The organism is Streptomyces sp. CG 926, assembly GCF_003148825.1.
In the GTDB taxonomy this organism is placed as follows: domain Bacteria; phylum Actinomycetota; class Actinomycetes; order Streptomycetales; family Streptomycetaceae; genus Streptomyces.
In genome coordinates, this window is the sequence record NZ_QGGZ01000004.1 from 485295 (window position 1) to 505164 (window position 19870).

Sequence of the window (19870 nt, forward strand, 5' to 3'; positions counted from 1 at the left end):
GCCTCAAGAAGAGGAAGCCGGTGCGGGCGACCCGAGCAGAGCCCGGGTGACCTCGGGCGCGTGGGCGGCGAAAGGACCGAGGTCGGTGGCGCGGGGATAGGCGGGATGGTCACGGTAGGTGTGGAGCCGGTCCAGCGCCCGCAGGCCGTAGTACGCGGACGGTTCGGCCGCCGCGACGGGTTCGGGGTGGGCCGTCCCTGCCGCGACCACCGGGAGGATCTGCTCGAACAGCGCCTGGCAGGCGCGGATGCCGCGGAGCATGACGTGGTGGTAGCGGTCCTCGGGCCCGATGGGGAAACGGCGCTCGGCCAGGACCGGACCGGTGTCGATGCCCGCGTCGACCTCGTGCGCGGTGGCGCCGTACTCGGTGTCGCCGTTCAGCAGGGCGAACAGGACGGCCACGGAGGGCAGTCCGCGATGCCGCGGCAGCAGCCCGTTGTGGATGTTGACGATGCGCAGACCCTCGGCCCGGAGCAGGGGTTCCCGGAAGATCTGCCGGTTGTTGAGGGACCACACGATGCCGTCGGTAGCGGCCCGGGAGAGCGTGTCGGCGTGGGCGTTGACGTCGGCCGCCGCGAGGTGGGGGGCGTCGGCGGCCGCGGCGTCCAGCGGGTCGGCGGAGCAGACCAGGTCGACCGGGTGGCCGTGGCCGGCCGCGTGGGTGACGGCGCGGCGGAGCAGGGCTCCTTCCCCGACGAAGATCATGCCGATGCCTCCTCGCGGGCGGCGGTCAGGTGCTCGCAGACCTGTCCGAGGGTCAGGTCCCTTACCAGGCAGTCGAGACGGCCGGTGAACTGTCGGGCCTGATCGGGGGTGAGCAGGTCCGAGGAGACGGCGGCGAGCATCTCGACGAGGGCCAAGGAATCTCCGCCGAGGGCGTGGAAGTCCGATTCGGCCGACAGCAGTGCCCCGTCGACGCCGAGGACCTCCGCCCAGTGCTGTCTGACACGTGCGTCCAGGGTGACGGGCGCGGCCGCGGCCGCCGCCGGCGCGGAGTGGGTGAACGGGTCGGGGAAGGCGGCGAGATCGGTCTTGCCGCTGACCGTGCTCGGCAGGGCGTCGATCACCACGACGTGGGCGGGGACGAGGTACGCGGGAAGCGTCCGGGCCAGTTCGGTGCGCAGGGCGCCACCCAGGTCCCCGCGTTCCGCGGGATCGGCGGCGTGCGGCAGTACGTACGCGCAGAGCACGGTCGTCGTGGAGTGCGGGCGGCGGCGGGGTACCACGACGGCGCGGTGCACGGCCGGGTGCGCTTCGAGGGCGGCGACGACCTCCGCGGGATCGACGCGGTGCCCGGCGATCTTCACCTGCTCGTCGATGCGCCCGGCGAACTCGACCGATCCGTCGGCCAGTCGGCGTCCGAGATCACCGGTGCGGTAGGCCCGGACGCCGTCCGGGCCGGTGGTGAAGGGTGAGGGACGGCCGTCGGGCGGACCGAGGTAGCCACGGGCCACCTGGACCCCGCGTACGACGATCTCGCCGGTGCGGCCGGCGTCGCCCGGTCCGGCGCCGATGGTCTCGCCGTTCTCGGTGACGAGGTCGACCTGGGCGTACGGGCCGGGGAGGCCGATCGGGACGGTGGCGCCGCTCTCCGCCCCGTCCACGGTGTGGGCGAGTACGGCGACGGTCGCCTCGGTGGGCCCGTACCCGTTGATCACACGGCAGTCGGCCCCGAAGACGGCGTGCGCGGAGCGTACGGCGGTGGGGGTGAGGGGCTCGCCGCCCAGCAGCAGGGTGCGCAGGCGGTGCTCGGGGCCGCCGCCCGCGGCGCCGAGCAGGGCGAGGTGGGAGGGCGTGAGCGCGAGGGTGTCCGCACGGTGTCCGGCGACGAGTTCGCGCAGCGTGGCGGGCGAGGGCGGACCGGGGGCGAGGACGACCGTGCCGCCGGCCGACAGCGGCAGGAAGAGCGGGAAGCACGAGATGTCGAAGGCGTAGGAGGAGGCGAAGCCGAAGCGCGTACGCCCGGTGACGTGGCAGACCTCGGTCATCCAGCGGACGAATCCCATGAGGCTGCCGTGCTCGATCTGCACGCCCTTGGGGCGCCCGGTGGAACCGGAGGTGTGGATGACGTACGCGAGGTCCGCGGGCCGCACGTCCGCCACCGCGTCCGGCTCGGTGGCCGGGCTGTCGAGCAGTTCCTCGACGGTGAGCAGGGTGCCGGGGACGAACGGGGCGAGATCCTCGGCGAGGTGGCGTCGGGTCAGGCAGACGTCGACGGCGGCGGCCTGGAGGATCTCGCCGATCCGTACGCCGGGATGGCCGGGGTCGAGCGGCACGTAGGCGGCGCCCGCCTTGAGGATGCCCCACAGGGCGGCCACACCGGCGGACGTGCGGTCGACGACCAGTCCCACCAGGTCCTCGCGTCCTACGCCGCGGTGCCGGAGCCCGGCCGCGACGGCATCGGAACGTCGGTCAAGTTCTGCGTACGTGACCACGCCCTCGGGCCCGTCGAGCGCGGGCGCGTCGGGGGTGCGGGCGACCTGGGCACGGAAGGCGTCCACGACGGTGCCCTCGGGTACCGCCGGGACCGCCGGGACCGCGACGGCGGCCGGTGCGGGCACGGCCGGTGCGGGCACGGGCGGAGCGGGGTGCGCGGTGCGTGGTGCGGGGCCCGTGGCCACGGCGGCCGTGGCGGCGAGGCCGGCCAGGACCATGTCCAGCAACTGCCCCGCACGGGCGGCGAGGTCCGGACCCGCGCCACGGACGCCCAGGGTGATCTCGGTCGCCGTCTCGGTCTCGGCGGCGACCAGGGAGAGCGGAACCAGGGGGGCGTGCACCGGCAGGGCGTAGGCCGTGGACGCCGTGAAGCCGCCGCCGGAGAACTCCGCCGGGTCCAGCCGGCCGAGATGGGAGACGACGGCCGAGGCGAGGTGCCGGTCGGTACGTGAGGCCACGGCCTGGGCGGTGCGCAGCAGAGCGGCGGTCACCGGCCGGGGCAGCGGCGCGAGGGCCGTTTCGAAGCCGGCGGCGAGTTCACGGTCCTCGGCCAGGGCGGCCAGCAGGGAGGTGTGCGCGGCCGTCCAGTCGGCCCCGGGGCGCAGGTCCAGGAACAGCGGCAGGCTCAGGTTGCCGGTGGCCGCGATCCCGGGGCGGTGGCGGCGCAGGTCGACGGGGACCATGACACGGGTGTCGAGTCGGGTGGCGTCGGCCAGGGCCTGGGCGAGGCGGGCGGTGAGCGCGGAGTGGCGGCCGGGCAGGGTGCGGCGCAGCCACAGCGTCCGGAGCGGGCGCCCGGCGCCGTCGGCCGAGCCGAGCGGGGAGCGCCGGGGAGGCGTCGGCGTGGGCCGCGCCCGGGTGCTGCCGAGCCGGCGCAGCAGTCCGGCGTCGGTGTCCGCGTCGAGGGCGGGCCGGGCGGGCTCGCCGCGCAGGGCCCGGAAGACCTCCCGTACCCAGGTCAGGGCGCCGTGGCCGTCCATCATGGCGTGCGAGGCGCTGAAGACGAGGGTGGTGGTCCCCGTCCCGCCCGCCCCGCCCGCCCCGCCCGCCCCGCCCGTCCCGGGCACGATCAGCAGTTCGCAGCCCGGCGGCTCCGCCCGCCGCGAGGGTCCGGCGGGCAATTCGACCGTTCCGGGAGCCGAGTCGGTGTACGCACCGGCGCGCGGTACGTCGTACCGCACCTGCGGCGGCGGCCCCCCGACGGTCCACATCGCGCCGGCGCGCACGAGCCGTGATCCCGGGCAGGACTCGGCGGCCCGCGCCACGGCCGCCCGGACGTCCTCGGCATCGGGTACGCCCTCGCCCTCGACGACGATGCGCAGGGCCATGGCCCCGCGGGGGTCCCCGGCGGAAAGGTAGAGGCGTTCGGTGGGCGACACCGGGCGCCGGTAGCGGGTGTCCGCACCGGTGCGGAGATCGACGTCGGTACCGGCACCGACCTGATGGGGCGTCATGACTGCGTGTTCCCTTGTTCGGTGGGGCCGGGGCCGGAGCGGGCCGGTACGGCGGCGTCGGTGGGGGCGGCCGGGCCGGCGGTCCAGGCGGCGACACCGCCCACCTCCGTCACCCACTCCCCCAGTGCTCGCAGCCCGTCGGCCTGGGTGCGCGGAGCCGCGTAGCCGAAGTCCTCGCGGGCGGCGGAGGTGTCGTACGTCGCCGAGCGGGTCAGCAGCGCCATCATGTAGCGGCTCAGGGGCGGACTCGCGTCCGTACCGCCGGCGGCGGAGCGGTGGCGCAGGTGCCAGCCCGTCTCGACGGCCGCGGCCAGAGCGCGGCCGAGGCGGAGCGGGATGCGCGGGGCGGGCGGCGGGCAGTCGAAGAGGGCTCCGACCCGGGCCAGGAAGGGCCACAGGTCGGTCTCCTCGCGGTCCGCGACGAAGTAGGCCTTGCCGCCGACCCGCCCGGCGGGCGCGTGCGCGGCCCGCAGGCAGGCGTCCACCGCGTTGTCGACGTGGCAGAGCGAGACCAGCACCGGTTTGCCGCCCGACAGGTCGGGCAGTCGGCCCGCGCGCATGGCGTCGACCATGCGCGGCAGGAATCCGGCGTGGTCGCGCGGCCCCCAGATGCCGCGCGGACGCAGGGCGCAGGTGGTGAACTCCGGCCCGTCGGCCGCCCGTACGTGTTGCTCGGCGATCGCCTTCGTCTCGCAGTAGTGGTTGAACCACCGTCGCGGGTACGGGGTGCTCTCGTCGATGCCGAGTCGGTCGCCCTCCCGTACCCGCATCAGCGCGCTCGGGCTGGAGACGAAGACGAACCGCCGCGCCCCCGCCGACCGCGCCGCCGCCAACAGCCGCTGTGTGCCGCTGACGTTGGCGGCCTCGAACTGCGCGCGGCTGCCGTGGTCGACGACCCGTGCCGCGCTGTGCAGGACCGCTTCGCAGCCCTGTGCCGCCCGCTGGAGCGACTCCCCGTCGGTGAGGTCCCCGGTGACGACCTCGACGCCGGGCAGGGAGCCCAGGCGTACGGCGGCACGGCCGGGACGGACCAGGGCGCGGACCTGATGGCCTTGGCGCAGGGCACCGTCGACGAGGTGCCCGCCCAGGAATCCGGATGCTCCGGTGACCAGGATCTTCACAGCGTCCGCCACCAGGTCGCGCCGTAGAGCATGGTGTTGCGGACCACCGAGGCGGTCCCGTGGCCGGCCTCCCGGCCGCGCGGCAACGCGAGCGGGATCTGCGCGGCGTGCACCCCGATGCTGAGGAAGGCGTCGGCCCACCACAGCCACCGCAGCACCGGAAGGTCGGGGACTTCCCCGGCGGCGGCCCACACCGACCCGCCGACGAGGTACGCCCATCCGGCGATCGGCACGATCCGGGCCGCCCGCCGACCGGTGGAAGACGCGGGCCGGGCCTGCTGCCGCTCGGCCCAACGGGCGAGCTCCTCGCGGCCGATCTTGGCGTTGTGCCGGATGTCCACGGGGAAGCCGGGGTGGCGCAGGAACTCCTTCAGGCCGGTGGTCGCGGCCTGCGCCGTTGCCATGGTGCGCAGCTCGGCGACCAGCCGCGTCCAGGCGGCTTCGTCGAGTTCCGCCCCGTCCGCCCCGGTCTCGGTCTCCACGCAGACGACGGGCCGTTGCGCGCCGGCCGGTCCGATGCCGACCAGGGCGGTGCGCCGGACCAGCGGATGGGCGTTGAAGACCCCCTCGCAGCGCACGGTGTACAGGTCCCGGTGGCCGGTGCGGACCCGCTGCGCGGCGCGTCCGCAGAACCACAGGCGTCCTTCGGCGTCGAGGTGGCCCAGGTCACCGGTCCGGTGCCAGACCAGGGGCGTCGCGCCGTCGGGGCGCTCCTCGGTCGCCTTGTGCGCGGCGTCGGAGTCGGGTGCGCGGTGGTAGCGCCGGCTGACGGAGTCGCCCTGGACCAGGATCTCGCCGACGCGCCCGGCCGGCAGGCCGGCCGCCGGGTCGAACCGGGCGAGCGGGCCGTCGGTGACGGGGGCGATGGCCACCCGGGTGCCGGGGACGGGCCGGCCGACACAGGTCCCTTCGCCCGCGGCGGCGCCGGCCGCGGTACCGGTCGCCGTGACCGCGCCCTCGCGGGCGGTGTCGACGTCCTCGTCGCCGAGGATCTCGGCCGCCTCGATCGAGGTGATCGGCAGTACCTCCGTGGCCCCGTACGTCACATGGATGCGCGCCTTCTCGTCGAGGACGGAGCGCAGCGCGGCCACGACCGCGTCGGGTACCGGGGCCCCGCCGGAGACGACGCACCGGAGGTCGGGCAGCGGGTGGCGGCCGCGGGCGGCGCCGGTGAGGTGTCCGGCCAGGTTCCGCAGCAGGGCGGGCGAGGCGAACATGGTGGTGACGCGGAATCGTTCCAGCGCGTCCACGAGCAGGGCGGGATCCGCCTGGGCGACCCGGGCGGGCGCCAGCGGCGCGAGGACCAGCGTGGATCCGTAGACCAGGTCGAGCACCCCGTAGAAGGGCAGGGTGACCAGGGAGACGTCGTCGCGGGTGCGCCCGTGGACGGCCTCTATCCGGCGGGCGATGGACAGCGCCATGCGGTGGGTGTACTCGACTCCCTTGGCGGGGCCCGTGCTTCCGGTGGTGAAGCCGATCATCAGCAGGTCGTCCCCACCGGTCGGCGGCGCCGTGTCCACCGGCCCGCCGCTCGCGGGGATGGCGTTCGCGGGGATGGCGCGCAGCGCGGCCAGCGTGTGGCCGCGACCCAGCCGGCGCCGCCCCAGGGTGACGGGTACCCGTACCCCGGCGAAGGTACGGCGGCCCAGGACGCGTACGAGTTGGGCGAGGGGCGGCCCGATGAACGCCTCGGCGCCCACGGCCCGGTAGCAGTGCAGCATGCGCCGGACACCCATACCGGGATCCACGACGACGGGCACGGCCCCGACCCGGAACAGCGCGAAGCAGAGGGCGAACAGCTCGGGCCCAGGAGGGGCCATCAACACGGTTCGCGTGCCCCGGGTGATCCCGGCGTGCCGGAATCCGTGGGCCAGTTCCTCGACCGTGTCCTGCAACTCGCCGTAGGTGAGCGTGCTGTAGCCGCCGGAGCCACGGCCGTCGGGGTGGATGACGGCCGGCTTCTCGGGAAAGGCGCGGGCGTTGCGCTCCAGCCATCCGGCGACGCCGTCCGTGAAGCCGTCCGGTAGCTCGACGGTCGGGTCCGCCGTGGACCTCGTCTGCGGCACGGGGCTCACCGCCCCTCGGGCCGGTAGAGGGCGCACGCCGCGCTGGGGCCGGCGCCGACCGACACGAACAGGAACTGGTCGTAGTCCCGGGCGCGGTCGTGCTCGAACTCGTCGCGCTCGTGCTCGGGCTCGGGTTCGCGCTCGCGCTCGCGCTCGTCGCGGTCCTCGGCGTGGCGTACGCCGTCCGTCGCCCGGAGGTAGCCGAGGACCGGCGCCGCGGTGTGCGGCTCCCCCTGGGCCTCGACGTCGTCGGCGGTCGCGTGCGGGCCGATCACCAGCGTCTCGCCGAGGTCGATGTCGAACTCCCGCGCGTAGTCGGCGACGGCCCGCGCCGCGAACTCGCCGAGGCGCTCGGCGTGGTCCGGCTCGCGCCGGACGGTGATCGTGGACCGCCCGTACCGGCCCATGGTGGCGGTGTCGAGGTAGCCCTCGACGTCGGTGGGCCGATCGGCGGTGTAGTGCCGGACCGGGCCGAACCCGGCCTCGGGGTCGGCGCTGCGCTCCAGCAGGAAGGCGCCGGCCAGGTCCGCGTACGGGTAGTCGGCGTCACGCGTCGCGTCGCCGCCGGGGTGGACGTCGGCGGCCGTGATCAGCAGCCGTTCGGTGCTCCCCGTGTCCAGCAGGGCCTGGCCCACCTGGACGGCGCCCAGCACGCCACAGGCTCCGTTCATCAGGTCGAAGGAGAAGCCCGCGGCCGGTTCGGGGTCGGCGATGTAGTCGAGGTTGATGCCGACCTCCTTCTGGACCAGGGCCGCCATGGCCGGTTCGAAGGTGTTGTGCTCCCGGTAGACACCGACGTTGATGAGGGTGCCGATCGAGGAGGCCGGTACCTGTGCGCGCGCCAGGGCGCCGCGGGCGGCCCGGCCGGCGAGGTCCACGACGGAGGCCGGGGCGGACCTGTCGGGCAGTGCGGTCGCGGCCGCTGTGATGACCATGCCCATGGCTCACACCCCCACGTTCGTGAGCGTCGCGGACAGGGCACCGGTGACCACGCCGGAGGCGGCCGGCACCAGCAGGTACTTGGCCCCGGGACGGGCGCCGCCCGCCCTGAGGTGCTCGCACAGCGTCAGGAAGTGCGAGGTGGTGGCGGTGTTCCCGTACCGCTCCACGACGGAGAGCGAGTCGGGCATCGGGGTGCCGAACTCGGCCTCGGCCGTCTGGTTGACGTAGTCGATGAAACGGGTGCCGACCTGGTGCTGGATGACGTGGTCGAACTCCTCGGCGGCGAACGCCCGCCCCCGCTTGGCCAAGAAGTCCCCGTGGAACCGTGGCCACAGCTTGAGCCGGTCGCGGTTGTGCATCTTCTTGTTGTCCGTGTAGAGCGCGATGCCCGGGGTGCGGTCACTGGGCATGCCCATGCACAGGTGGGAGTACTCGGAGCAGGTCATGAGCTCGATGTAGTGGATGCGGTCGGCGTCGTCGACGGAGACGTCCAGGACGACCGCGGCCGCCGAGTCGCCGACGGAGAGCGAGGCGAACTGCGGGTCGTAGGAGTCGGCCATCTCGCGTGCGGCGGTCTGCGCGACACGGCTCGCCTGCTCGCCGCTGACGACCAGCCCGCGCCGCACGGCACCGGAGCGGATCATCCGGTCGAGCAGCCACACGCCGGTCATCATTCCGGCACAGGCGTTGGAGACGTCGAAGTGGATGGCGGAGCGTGCGCCCAGCTCCCCGGCCAGCGTCGCGGCGAAGGACGGCTCGAAGGTGAAGCGGCTGCCGTCCTTGAAGCGGGTGATCGACGCGGAGATGACGATGTCGAGGTCGGCGGCCTCGTAGCGGGAGGACTCCAGCGCGTTCCGGGCGGCGGCCAGGGCCAGTCCGAACGAGTCCTCGCCGGCGGCCGGTTCGGGGTCGTACACGCGTCGCTCGGTGATCCCGGTGATCTTCTCGATGTCCACGTCCCCCAGCCCCGGGACCAGGGCGGCGAGTTGCGGGGTGGTCTGGACTGCTGCCGGAAGGCGGATGCCTAAGGCTTCTATTCGGCTGTATGCGGTGGCGGTGCTCATGTGTGTCGCTCTCCGTGGCGGTCCGCCGCGAGCATGGGAGTGCCTGGGCGGTGGTTGACAGAGGGATTCAAGGAGTGTCCGGGAATAACGGACAGTCAAGTTACCGTAGCGTACGGAGATGTCGGCGATGTGTCGGGGCTTCGCAAATCCGGAACATACGGTCGAATATCGGCCATCCATCGACGCTCGCCGCCACCGCGACATCAAGCAGAATCTGAGCTTCCGCCCCTCTTCGCAGGACTCCCGGGCTCGAAAACCTGTCCGGAACCACCCGGTCCACCTGGCGGGACGTGACCGGGTTCGACCTCGGCGGTCGCGAGACCGGCCAAACTGGCGATCGATTCCCGGCCACCGCACGGGTATGATCACGCGCAGCAAGGCCGTAGCGCAGAGGTCGTCGCGCCCACGCATCGAGCTGGAGGACGTCGGTTCGAATCCGACCGGTCTTGCGTCTACTTCCGCAATTCTCTCGTCAAGTCGTGATGGACGCCGGGCACCGGCGAATGAAACCGGTGGAGTGGTGATGACACAGCCGACACCCGTACGGTGCCCCGCGATCGAGCACCCCGACCTGCCACAGGCCGATCCGGCGCGCCTCGACCCGCTGCTCGCCCGACTCGCCGCGGACCGGCCCGTCGAGACCGACGAGACCTTCCCGCTCGGCACCCTGCGCACCGACGGTCGCGTCGACCTGTGCAAGCAGGGGCTCGGCCCGGCCGGCGCGGCCCGACTGCTGCCGGTCGCCGCGACCTCGACGCACGCCAGGCACCTGCTCCTCGGCACCAACGCCATCGGCGACACGGGCGCCGGCACGCTTGCCGAGGCGCTCGTGGGCGACCACGGGCTGCACACCCTCTACCTCGGCTGCAACCGGATCGGCCCCGACGGGGTGGGCGCCCTCGCCGGCGCCCTCGGCGACGACACGGACGTCCGCGCCCTCTGGCTCAAGCGCAACCCGCTCTTCGTGGACGGGGCCCGCACCCTGGCCGCGCTGCTGCGCCGCAACACCACCCTGCGCACCCTGGACCTGGTCAACACCGGGATCGGCGCCGAGGGTGTGCGCCTGCTGCTCGACGCCCTGTCGGAGCGCGAGCAGCCCCTGGAACGGCTCTTCCTCGGCGGCAACGGCCTCGGCCCCGACGCCGCCCCGCTCCTGGCCGCCCTGATCCGGGAGGCCGGCGTACGCGAGCTGTACGCCCCCGCCAACCACCTCGGCGACGAGGGCGCCGCGACCCTCGCGGCGGCCGCGGCCGACTCGCCGCACCCGGTCCGCCTCGGGCTCGGCGGCAACGGGATCGGCGCCGCCGGAGCCCGTGCGCTGGCCGCCTCCCTCGGCGGGATCGAGGCGCTCGACCTCGGCCGGACCCTGTCGGAGCGCAGCCTCGGCTCCCCCGGCAACCACCCCGGCGACGAAGGGGCGTACGCCTTGGCCGCGGCCCTGCCCGGCAGCCCGCTGCGTCGACTGGAGCTGCGCCACACCGGCCTCACCGGGCGCGGTGCGAAGAGCCTGCTCGCGGCGGTGCCCGCGGACAGCGCCCTGGAGTACGTCGGCCTGGGCCCCGGGCTGCCCCGCAGGGTGAAGCGCTCCTTCACCGAACGGCTGCGTCCCGCCCGGGAGGCGCACCCGGACGTGCGCGCCATCGGCAGTGTGTACCGGTGAGCCTGACCGAGGCCGAACTGCGCGGCGGTTTCCGGCAGGAGGACGGCCCGGCATGGCAGCGGATCCGCCGTTACGCGGTGCCCGGCTGGATGATCGAGCGGGCCACGGCGCACCGGCTGGCCGGTGACTGGCGGGCGGCCTGCGCGGCCGCCGCCGTGGACGTGTCCTTCGAGCTGCCCGAGCTCGAAGCGCGGTACGGCGCCGAGGTGGCCGAGGCCGTGGCGCAGGACCTGCTCCACCTCGCCCCGGACCTGCTGCGCTGGCACCTGCCGCGGTTCCTGGGCGGCCGTACCACCATCGCCCCCGATCTGCGGATCGTGCTCGCCTCGTACGGCGGGCCCGGTGGGCCGGCCCTGTCGGTGACCACGCCTGTCATGACCGAGGGTTCGCAGCGGTTGCGCCTGCACTGCGCGCCCGTCGTCGTCGAGCGGAACAAGTACACAGGACGCGGTTTCGTCCCGGAGCACTGGACGGCCATGCGGCCGTTCTGGGACGTCCGCCACGCCGACGAGCTCGGTGCGCGCTTCGCCGAACCGGACGGACTCGCCGAGCGGATCGCGCAACTACGGTTGGCCGGAGACACGGTCGGCGCCTACGAGGCCGCCGGCATCTCGTGCGACCTGACGGTCCCCCCGGTGCAGCAGTACCAGCGCCCGGTGCACCCGGAGGCCGTCCTCGCGCACCTGCCCGCCGACCTCACGCGGATCGCGCCGGAGGTGACGCGGCTCGTGGCGGCCGGTGCGGGCGACCGGTACCGGCTCACGGCCGCCTGGCCCACTTCGCTCGTCCTGGAGCACGTCGGTCCCGGCCGGCTCCGGGCCCGCGTCGTCCAGCAGGCCGAGGCGACCTCCCTGCCCGCCCTGCCCCGGTACGCCTGGCAGCGGCTGCCCGACCTCGAACTGGTGCGGACCGGCCGGATCTCGCCCCGCGAGCTCCACCCGCTGGTGGCCACCGCGCTGTTCCCCGGCGCCGGCCCGGCGGTGGGCCCGCCCGGCCCCGCCACGGACAGTGGGCCGGTACGGGTGCGCTGCCGCGGCGGGTGGCACGAGGTGCGCTCGCGAAGCGGCGTACTCGAGGTGCCGCACACCGCCGAGGAACAGCAACGGGAGCGCGCCATGCGGGCGTTCGGCGGTGCGGTCTCGGGGTGCTTCGCGGCGCAGCAGTCCTGGACCACGGGCGAGGGGCGGCTGCCGCGCGGCCTCCGGGCGCAGCGGCACGCGTTCTTCCTGCGCGTCCAGCACGGCGACGCCCCCGGTGTCGTGGCGATGCTGGACTCGGGGGTGGACCCCCGGATCCGGGACGGCCGCCATCGCGGGCTGCTGCACGCGCTCCACCTGCTCGACCACGAGGTGCTGCTGCCCCGACTGTTGGCGGCCGGGCTCGACCTGGAGGCGCGGGACAAGGCGTACCGCACCCCGCTCCTGTCGGCCGTTCACTGGGGTGGCTCGGTGGACCTGGTCAAGGCCCTGCTGGCGGCCGGCTCCCGGATCGACGTCATGGACGAGATGGACCTGTCCGTCTCCCAGGAGATCCTCCGCTACAAGCGCACCGACCTCACCTTCCTGCGGGAACGCGTCGACGAGGAGTTCCCGGACGTCGGCGCGGACTGGTTCGACGAGTACATGGAGTACTGGGAGGACGAGGAAGACGGCGACGAGGACGGCGGGGACGAAGGCGGAGAGGACGACGACGCATGAGTGCCACCCGGCCGCTGCCCGCCCGGGCCCTGGCCGCCGCCGACGCCCTCGGTGCCCGGCTGAGCGCCACCCGTACCGAGCCCGCCACCAACCCCCAACTGGAAGCGCTGGCACTGGCCGTGACGGCCAACCAGCCCGTCCTGCTGTGGGGTGAGCCGGGCATCGGCAAGTCCGCCGGTATGGAGCAGCTCGCCACCGCGCTCGGCGTACCGCTGGAGACCGTGATCGCCAGCGTGCACGAGCCGTCCGACTTCGCGGGGCTGCCCATCGTCGGCGACGACCCCGCCACCACGGGTGTCCCGATGGCCCCGCCGGACTGGGCGGTGCGCCTGGCCCGCACCGGCCACGGGCTGCTGTTCTTCGACGAGCTGTCCTCCGCCCCGCCGGCCGTGCAGGCGGCCCTGCTGCGCGTGGTCCTGGAACGCCGGGTCGGCAGCCTCGAACTGCCGGCGGCGGTACGGATCGTGGCCGCGGCCAATCCGCCGGCCAGTGCCGCGGACGGCTGGCACCTCAGCCCGCCGCTCGCGAACCGCTTCGTCCACCTCGACTGGACGCACAACCCGCGTACCGTGGCCCGCGGCATGGCCGGTACCTGGCCCGAGGTGGCGATCCCGACCGTCGACCCGGCGAGGGCCTCCGGTGCGGTCGCCCGGGCCCGCGGTGCCGTCTCCGGCTTCCTCACCGCCCGGCCGGGCCTGGTCCACCACATGCCGGCCGAGGCCGCCGGGCGGGGCCGCGGCTGGCCGTCCCCGCGCACCTGGGAGATGGCCCTGCGGTTGCTGGCCACGGGGTACGCGGCCTCGTCGGGCCGGGAGGCGCTGGCCGCCGCCCTCATCGGGGCCGTGGGCGAGGCCGCCGGGATCGAACTGCTCTCGTACCTCGAACACCTCGACCTGCCCGACCCGGACCGGGTGCTGGCCGACCCCGACGCCTTCGCCCTGCCCGAGCGTGGCGACCGGCAACTGGCCTTCCTGATCGCCGTGGTCGCGGCCGTGCAGAGCGAGCTCACCCATCCTCGCTGGGAGGCGGGCTGGGCGGTCCTGGCCAAGGCGGTGGACGCGGGTGTGCCCGACGTCGCCGCCCGGGCCGCCGCCGACCTCGCCGCGATGCGCGACCTCGACTGGCCGGTGCCCGCCGGCATCGACGCCTTCGTGGAACTGCTCCAGCTGTCCGGCTCGCTGCCGGGCGGCGACTGAGCCCGGTCCGCCGTGCGTCCGGAGCTGGACCGCGCGAAGCTGCTGGCGGCCCGCTACAAGGCCGCCGAGACCCGCCCGTACCTGGCTTCCGCGCTCTACGCCCTGACCGTGGTGCCCTCGGCCGAGGTACGCACCATGGGCGTCGACCGGCACTGGCGCTGCTACGTCTCGCCGGCCTTCGTGGAGGCGACCCCGGTCGTCGAGTTGGCCGGGGTGTGGATCCACGAGGTGGCGCACCTGCTGCGCGACCACCACGGCCGGGCCGAACGGTTGCCCGCCGCGGACCAGCGCGATCCGGTCCGGGTCAACATCGCCCAGGACTGCGAGATCAACGACGACCTGCTGGCCGACGGGCTGGTCCTGCCCGAGGGCCGGATGGAACCCCGGCTCTACGGCCTGCCCACGGGCGGCCTGTTCGAGTCCTACCTGTCGGCGATTCCTCCGACGCCGCACGGCCCCGACTGCGGTTCCGGCGCGCACGGCGCCCCCACACCGTGGGAGCTGGGCGAGGACGGCGGCCCCGCCCTGGTCGGCCCGGTGGAGGCCGAAGCCTTGCGCCGGCAGACCGCCGAGGCCGTACGGGCCCATCGGCGCACCCGGGGCCGGATCCCCGAGGGCTGGGCCCGATGGGCCGAGGAGCTCCTGGAGCCGTCCGTCGACTGGCGCCAGGCTCTGGCGGGAGCGGTCCGTGAGGCGGCCGCCTGGGCGGCCGGCGCGGTGGACTACACCTACCGTCGCCCCTCGCGCCGCACGCCCGCGCTCGGTGGCCGGGTGGTGCTGCCCAGTCTGCGCAGGTCGCTGCCGCGGGTGGCCGTCGTCATCGACACCTCGGGATCGATGGGCCCGGACGACCTCGCGGCCGCCCTCGCCGAAGTCACCGGCGTCCTACGGGAGGTCGGCCTCGGCGGCAACCGGGTCGCCGTCCTCGCGTGCGACGCCGACGTGCACGCCGTGACCCGGGTGCGCAGTGCCGGCGAGGTGACCCTGGCCGGTGGCGGTGGCACGGACATGCGGGTCGGCATCGACGCGGCGCTGGCCCTGCCCGACCGTCCGAACATCGTGGTCGTGCTGACCGACGGGTGCACGCCGTGGCCGCAGGAGACCCCGTCCTGTCGGCTGATCGCCGCGCTGGTGGGCGACGCCCCACCGGCGCCCCCGTCCTGGGTGGAGACCGTACGCGTCACCCCGACCCCGTGAGCCCGACGCGCCCCCACGGACACGCCCGACGCCTTGCCCCGACGGGCGACGACGGTGACGTGACCCTGCCGTCTCCCGCTCCGCGTGAATGCCCTTACGCACGGCTGATGTTGAGAGATCGGGGTCATTGGTACGGTCCTTGACGGCAGGCCAGGTGACCCTCTGTGTTTAACTCCCCGGGATTCGGTAACAAGATGTAGTGACAGGAAGTCAACACTCGACGAAAGGAAGGACCATGAACCTCGCCACCGTGCTCATCCTCGTCGCGGTCCTCGCGCTTGTCGGCCTTCTGATCGCGGCTCCCAGCGCCGGTGTGCGGCGCAACCCTTTCCCGGGCCGCCGACAGCGAGTCGACCACCGGCGCTCGGGCGCGCCCCGGTCGACCCGGGTACCCGGGCAGCGGGGCATCCAGCACCACGCGCCCTGAACCGGGATCGACCAGGGCCGCCCCGCCCCCGCCGTCAGGCCGACGGCGGGGGCGGTCCCTGCGTGAGGAGCCGGGCCGCGGCGAACTCCTCCCGATAGGCCTGCTCGGCCAGCTCCAGGTAGCCGTACGCGTCGTCGCCGACCGGGATCCGTAGCGGTGTGGGGTTTCGGGCCGCGACGATGTCGAGGACCCGCGCGGCGAAGTCCTCGGGGCGCCCGGTCTCGGGGTTCTCCGCGAGGCCGCGGGCTCCTTCGAGCATCTCGCGGTTGGTCATGTCGTAGGCCGGGATCCGGTCGCGCGCCTCCGTCATGGACGTGCCGTAGCGCGTGGCGAACATGCCCGGCTCCACCACCGTGACGCGGATGTTGTGCGGGGCGGCCTCGACGGCCAGCGCTTGACTCATGCCCTCCAGGGCGTGTTTGCCGGCGACGTACGCGGCCAGGCCCGGGAAGGCGATCCGGCCCACCACGGAGGAGATGTTGACGATGTGGCCGTGGCCCTGGGCCCGCATCAGCGGCAGGACGAGCCGGGTGAGCCGCCAGGGGCCCACGACCAAGGTCTCCAACTGGTCGCGCAGCTCGTCGTCCGAGACCTCCTCGACGGCGCCGAAGAGTCCGATGCCCGCGTTGTTGACGAGGACGTCGATGCCGCCGAGACGCTCCACGGCGCCGCGGACGGCCTCCTCGCAGGAGGCGGCGTCCCGCAGTTCGAGCGGGATCGGGACGATGCGGCCGGGCCAGGCGGCGGCAAGGTCTTCCAGGTCGGCGGTCTTGCGGGCGGTGACCGCCAGTACGTCCCCGGCCCGGGCGGCGGCCGTGGCCAGCGCGTTCCCGAGGCCGGAGGAGCATCCCGTGACCAGCCAGCGTCGTCCCATCGTTCCCCCGCGGCGAGTGAGTCGTTCCCGGACTGTGGTGGTGTGACGGCCATGGTCAGGGGACGGCGGCCCGCGGTCATCCCCTCTCGCGGGGGCGTGCGGAGGCGCGCGGGCGCACGTACGGGCGCGCGCGACACGTCCTGCTCGGGCGGCACGGGGACCGCCACGGCCGGCGGCCGGACGGCGCCCGGCTTGTGCCCGGCCGTCAGACGGATTCGGTGGCGAAGAGCTCCAGGTGGCCGCAGTGCGGGCAGCGGTACGCCTCGATGCGCCGCCGGGGCTTGCCCAGACGTTTGGCTCCGCCGAACAACCCGCGTTCCAGCGGTCCGGCGATCCAGCGGGCGTACCCCCGGGCCCCCTCCCCCGAGTCCTCGACGAAACCCGGCTCCAGGCCGACACCACCGCAGTACGTACATCTCATCGGGTCCACGGAGCGAGTGTAGGAACCGGGTGAGGAAGTTCACCGAGGGGGGACACCCCGGACCACGGTCGGCGTTGCTAGATTGTCCGGCGGCCGGTCCAAGGCCCCGGACGAGATGCGCCGTACCCGGTTACGCACGACGACGCGCGAGGTACTGCACGAGCAGTGCCTTCCGCTGTCCGCACCCGGGCAGCGTCCTCGTCGAGCAAGATGGGCCGAACAGCATGACCGTGCCACTCACCCGCAGCCTGTACCGGACGACCGCGCACGCCGCCGGGGGACGTACCGGATCCGTCCGTACGGACGACGGACGCCTGGACGTCCGTCTCGCCCCGCCGCGCAAGAAGGTGCCCGGCACCACCAACCCCGAGCAGCTCTTCGCGGCCGGTTTCGCCGCCTGCTTCACCTCCGCGCTCGCGGAGGTCGCCGCCGAGTTCGGGGCGGACGCCTCCGCCGCCCGCGTGGCCTGCGAGGTCGAGCTCGGCACCACGGACACGCCCGCGGGCTACGGCCTCGCGGTGACGCTCACCGTCGGGCTGCCCGGGTGGCGGGCGGCGGACCTCCAGCCCCTGCTGCACCGGGCGGACGCGGTCTGCCCGTACTCGCAGGCCGTGCGCGGCAACGTACCGCTGACGCTGCTGGCCGTGGACGGTCCCGCCGCCGATGACCGTGCCTGATCCGGGGCACCCCGGTCACGTCCCGGACGGCCCCGGCGTCCCCGTGCCCGAGCACGGCGCCTGGCTGCGGCGCGGCATCAGCCGCGACGGCGGACCCCTCGTCGAGGACCGCGAGGTGGTGTGGCTGCAGGTCGGGTCCTCCTACGCCGACAGCCGGGGCTTCGCCGGTACGACCACCTTCGACGGCTCCCAGGTGCACTTCCACCACCTCACCGGCGAGCCCGGCGAGGACGCGGGCACCTTCCGGTGGGACGGTGCGAACCTCGTGGAGCGGGGCACCAACACGGACGGCAGCACCTTCCTGGAGATCTGGACCCCGCTGCCCGACGCCGACGGCGTCTGCGGCTCCTGGTCGGGCCCGGACCACCACGTGGTGCGCGTCGGCCGCCACGTGGTGCACGTCGATTCCCACGCCGGTACGTACCGGCGGCTGTAGCCCCGTCACGAGGCCCGCGACAGCGGTCGGTCGGCTGGCCGGCCGTCAGGGCAGCAGGCCCGCCGGGAGGTATTCCTCGTACGACGAGGTAGGCCGCCCGGTGACCTGGCGGACCAGGTCCTCGAGGGGATCGGCGGCCTCCTCCGGCGCGGGCGCGCCGAGGCGGGCGGCGACGTCCTTGCGGAGGGTCGGGAGCAGGGCGTAGAGGCGGTCGCCGGGGCAGGAGGTGGCGTTGAAGTCGCGGTGGCCGTAGATCTCCGAGGCGGGCAGGCCGTACTGGTCGCAGATGTGGGCACACAGGTCGGCCAGCGCCGCGTACTGCGCCGCCGGCGGGGTCTGCGAGGTGTATGTGCCCTCGTTCTCGATGCCGATGGACACCGTGTTCTGGCCTACGCAATGCGCCGCCCGCACCTGGCGGGTGCCGGCGCGCAGCTCCGCCAGACTGCTGTGGCGCCCCTCCAACACGAAGGCCCCACGGCTGACGGTGAAGTGCTGACCCGTGTCGATCCAGCCCTGGGCGTCCATGTGGTACGTCTGGATCGCGCGGGCGAGGGCGAAGGCGCGCTGCTTCGAGTAGTCCGTCACGTTCGCCGTCGCCGTGTGGTGGACGATGATCCGCTCCGGGCGGTTGTCCAGGACGACGACGGGTTCGGTCGCCGCCCGCGCACCCCAGGCGGTGCAGCCGATGATGTCCGGGGTGGCGGCGGAGTACGCCCTCCCCGCCGCGGCGAGCGGCAGTGCCGCGGCGGTGGCCAGGGCGAAGGCTCCTGTGAGGACGGAACGGCGGGTGTACGGCGCCGTGGCGCGCGCCGACGGCTGGTGCAGTGCGGAGAAGGTCATGCGGCGCCATTGAAGGGGACGCCACCCACGCCGGCGGCGCAGACACACCGCGAGACCCCCCGCACTGTCCCCGACCGGCCGCGCCCGGGAGACCCGCCGGACGGCCTAGCCCAGGCCGGGCGGGGTCTCCTCCCCGTCGGTCCACCAGACGCCCAGCTTCTGGCGGGTCAGGAGCCAGCCGCCTTCGGGGGTCCGGCGGTAGTCCCAGTCGTACGGGCCGCCCATGGAGTACGGCGAGGCGCTCCGCTCGTCGCCCGTCACGGCGACGAACCACATGTACCCGACGCCGGTGGCCCGGTCCCCCTCCACCTGGAAGTCCATGTTCAGGATGTGGTGTTGCATGCTCGGGAAGTGCGCCTCCGCCTGCTCCACCTTCGACCGGATCGCCTCCTTCCCGTGAATCTCGCCCCACGGCTCGAACTCCAGCACCGCGTCCTCGGCCCAGCACTCGATCCAGGCCCGCCAGTCCTTGCGGTCCAGGGCCCGCCAGCCGCGGATCATGAGCCGCCGCAGCGCTTCCTCGTCCTCCAGGACCCGCAGTCGGCGCAGCAGGTCCTCGTACGGCGCGGCGGTCACTGCGCACTCGCGGTGGGGCGTACGACGATCTCGTTGACGTCGACCTCGGCCGGTTGGGCGACCGCATAGGCGATGGCCGCGGCGATGGCGGACGCCGGCAGCGCGACGGCGCGATAGGCCTTCATGGCCTCCCGCGCTGCGGGGTCGGAGATTCCTTCGGCCAGCTCGGACTCGGTCACGCCCGGGGAGACCAGGGTGACCCGGACGGAGCCGTCCGACTCCTGGCGCAGCCCTTCGGACATCGCGCGGACGGCGTACTTGGTGGCGCAGTAGACGGCCGCGGTGGGCGACACCTCGTACGCGCCGACGGAGGCGACGTTCACGAAGTGGCCGCCGCCCTGGGCGCGCATCACGGGCAGGGCGGCGGCGATGCCGTGGAGCACCCCTCGCACGTTCACGTCGATCATCCGGTCCCACTCGCCGACCTTGAGCGCGTCCAGCGGCGAGAGCGGCATCACCCCGGCGTTGTTGACCAGGACGTCCAGCCTGCCGTACAGGTCGTGGGCGGCGGCCACGAAGGCCCGTACGTCGGCGGCGTCGGTGACGTCCAGCCGCTGGAACGCGGCGGTACCGCCCGCCTCCTCGATCTCCCGGCGGAGCGCGTCGAGCCGATCGGTACGCCGTGCGCCCAGGAACAGTCGGTGGCCATCGGCGGCGAGCCGACGGGCCGTCGCCTCCCCGATCCCGCTGCTCGCTCCGGTGATGGCCACGACCTTGGTCTCGTTCCTCATACCTGCCCTGTCCTCGTTCGATGCGGAGGGTTCCGCCCGACCGAGTCTGGGCACG

The 19870-nt window shown here is 74.1% G+C and carries 18 protein-coding genes, 1 pseudogene and 1 riboswitch; of the genes and pseudogenes, 8 read left to right on the forward strand and 11 right to left on the reverse strand.

What is annotated here, in order from left to right; all coding sequences use genetic code 11:
- Window positions 1-3 precede the first annotated feature (3 nt).
- Genes BCL76_RS14345 through BCL76_RS14370 form a run of 6 tightly spaced genes read right to left on the reverse strand, consistent with a single transcriptional unit; the run spans window position 4 to window position 9083 of the window.
- The gene (locus BCL76_RS14345; protein WP_109779857.1) at window positions 4-705 is read right to left on the reverse strand and encodes a formyltransferase family protein; all 702 of its coding nucleotides are present in this window, start codon (window positions 703-705) and stop codon (window positions 4-6) included.
- A complete protein-coding gene (locus tag BCL76_RS40320) occupies window positions 702-3890 on the reverse strand; it encodes a non-ribosomal peptide synthetase (RefSeq protein ID WP_109779858.1) in 3189 nt (1062 codons plus the stop codon). Before BCL76_RS40320 ends, BCL76_RS14345 begins: the two co-directional genes overlap by 4 nt.
- Complete coding sequence (locus tag BCL76_RS14355; RefSeq protein ID WP_258309650.1) at window positions 3887-5023, reverse strand: NAD-dependent epimerase/dehydratase family protein; 1137 nt, start codon at window positions 5021-5023, stop codon at window positions 3887-3889. The genes BCL76_RS40320 and BCL76_RS14355 overlap by 4 nt, the downstream gene beginning before the upstream one ends.
- Window positions 5008-7077 (reverse strand): fatty acid CoA ligase family protein, encoded by a 2070-nt coding sequence (locus BCL76_RS39760; protein WP_258309651.1) that lies wholly within the window; start codon window positions 7075-7077, stop codon window positions 5008-5010. Before BCL76_RS39760 ends, BCL76_RS14355 begins: the two co-directional genes overlap by 16 nt.
- A gap of 5 nt (window positions 7078-7082) precedes the next feature.
- The gene (locus tag BCL76_RS14365; protein WP_109779860.1) at window positions 7083-8018 is read right to left on the reverse strand and encodes a hypothetical protein; all 936 of its coding nucleotides are present in this window, start codon (window positions 8016-8018) and stop codon (window positions 7083-7085) included.
- Window positions 8019-8021: 3 nt separating this feature from the next.
- Window positions 8022-9083, reverse strand: coding sequence for a 3-oxoacyl-ACP synthase III family protein (locus BCL76_RS14370; RefSeq protein ID WP_109779861.1), 1062 nt, complete (start codon window positions 9081-9083; stop codon window positions 8022-8024).
- Between the two features lie 376 nt (window positions 9084-9459).
- On the opposite strand from BCL76_RS14370, the pseudogene BCL76_RS38955 reads away from it, so the two are divergent.
- The 6 genes and pseudogenes from BCL76_RS38955 to BCL76_RS14395 all read left to right on the forward strand — a co-directional run bounded on the left by BCL76_RS38955 (window position 9460) and on the right by BCL76_RS14395 (window position 15260).
- A pseudogene (locus BCL76_RS38955) lies at window positions 9460-9532 on the forward strand.
- Window positions 9533-9606: 74 nt separating this feature from the next.
- The gene (locus BCL76_RS14375; protein ID WP_109779948.1) at window positions 9607-10743 is read left to right on the forward strand and encodes a gala protein; all 1137 of its coding nucleotides are present in this window, start codon (window positions 9607-9609) and stop codon (window positions 10741-10743) included.
- Window positions 10740-12440 (forward strand): ankyrin repeat domain-containing protein, encoded by a 1701-nt coding sequence (locus tag BCL76_RS14380; RefSeq protein ID WP_258309652.1) that lies wholly within the window; start codon window positions 10740-10742, stop codon window positions 12438-12440. The genes BCL76_RS14375 and BCL76_RS14380 overlap by 4 nt, the downstream gene beginning before the upstream one ends.
- Complete coding sequence (locus BCL76_RS14385) at window positions 12437-13636, forward strand: AAA family ATPase (RefSeq protein ID WP_109779862.1); 1200 nt, start codon at window positions 12437-12439, stop codon at window positions 13634-13636. The genes BCL76_RS14380 and BCL76_RS14385 overlap by 4 nt, the downstream gene beginning before the upstream one ends.
- 12 nt (window positions 13637-13648) lie before the next feature.
- Window positions 13649-14833 carry a vWA domain-containing protein gene (locus tag BCL76_RS14390; RefSeq protein WP_109779863.1) on the forward strand — a complete coding sequence of 395 codons (1185 nt, stop codon included), beginning with the start codon at window positions 13649-13651 and terminating at the stop codon, window positions 14831-14833.
- Between the two features lie 235 nt (window positions 14834-15068).
- Window positions 15069-15260, forward strand: coding sequence for a hypothetical protein (locus tag BCL76_RS14395; protein WP_109779864.1), 192 nt, complete (start codon window positions 15069-15071; stop codon window positions 15258-15260).
- A gap of 34 nt (window positions 15261-15294) precedes the next feature.
- Here BCL76_RS14395 and BCL76_RS14400 read toward each other — a convergent pair whose 3' ends face one another.
- On the reverse strand, window positions 15295-16134 hold the full coding sequence (locus tag BCL76_RS14400) for an SDR family oxidoreductase (RefSeq protein WP_109779865.1): 840 nt from the start codon (window positions 16132-16134) through the stop codon (window positions 15295-15297).
- 205 nt (window positions 16135-16339) lie between these two features.
- A complete protein-coding gene (locus BCL76_RS14405; protein WP_109779866.1) occupies window positions 16340-16555 on the reverse strand; it encodes a hypothetical protein in 216 nt (71 codons plus the stop codon).
- 86 nt (window positions 16556-16641) lie between these two features.
- A riboswitch (guanidine-III (ykkC-III) riboswitch) is annotated at window positions 16642-16704 on the forward strand.
- A gap of 75 nt (window positions 16705-16779) precedes the next feature.
- Here BCL76_RS14405 and BCL76_RS14410 point away from each other — a divergent pair.
- Window positions 16780-17232 carry an Ohr family peroxiredoxin gene (locus BCL76_RS14410; RefSeq protein WP_109779867.1) on the forward strand — a complete coding sequence of 151 codons (453 nt, stop codon included), beginning with the start codon at window positions 16780-16782 and terminating at the stop codon, window positions 17230-17232.
- The gene (locus BCL76_RS14415; RefSeq protein WP_109779868.1) at window positions 17219-17668 is read left to right on the forward strand and encodes a hypothetical protein; all 450 of its coding nucleotides are present in this window, start codon (window positions 17219-17221) and stop codon (window positions 17666-17668) included. The genes BCL76_RS14410 and BCL76_RS14415 overlap by 14 nt, the downstream gene beginning before the upstream one ends.
- Window positions 17669-17713: 45 nt before the next feature.
- Here the strand turns inward: BCL76_RS14415 and BCL76_RS14420 are convergent, their stop codons facing one another.
- From BCL76_RS14420 to BCL76_RS14430, 3 genes are all read right to left on the reverse strand, one after another.
- On the reverse strand, window positions 17714-18508 hold the full coding sequence (locus BCL76_RS14420; protein WP_109779869.1) for a peptidoglycan recognition protein family protein: 795 nt from the start codon (window positions 18506-18508) through the stop codon (window positions 17714-17716).
- Between the two features lie 105 nt (window positions 18509-18613).
- Window positions 18614-19084, reverse strand: a complete 471-nt coding sequence (locus BCL76_RS14425; protein ID WP_258309653.1) for a nuclear transport factor 2 family protein — start codon at window positions 19082-19084, stop codon at window positions 18614-18616.
- Window positions 19081-19815, reverse strand: a complete 735-nt coding sequence (locus BCL76_RS14430) for an SDR family oxidoreductase (protein WP_109779870.1) — start codon at window positions 19813-19815, stop codon at window positions 19081-19083. Before BCL76_RS14430 ends, BCL76_RS14425 begins: the two co-directional genes overlap by 4 nt.
- Window positions 19816-19870: the final 55 nt, after the last annotated feature.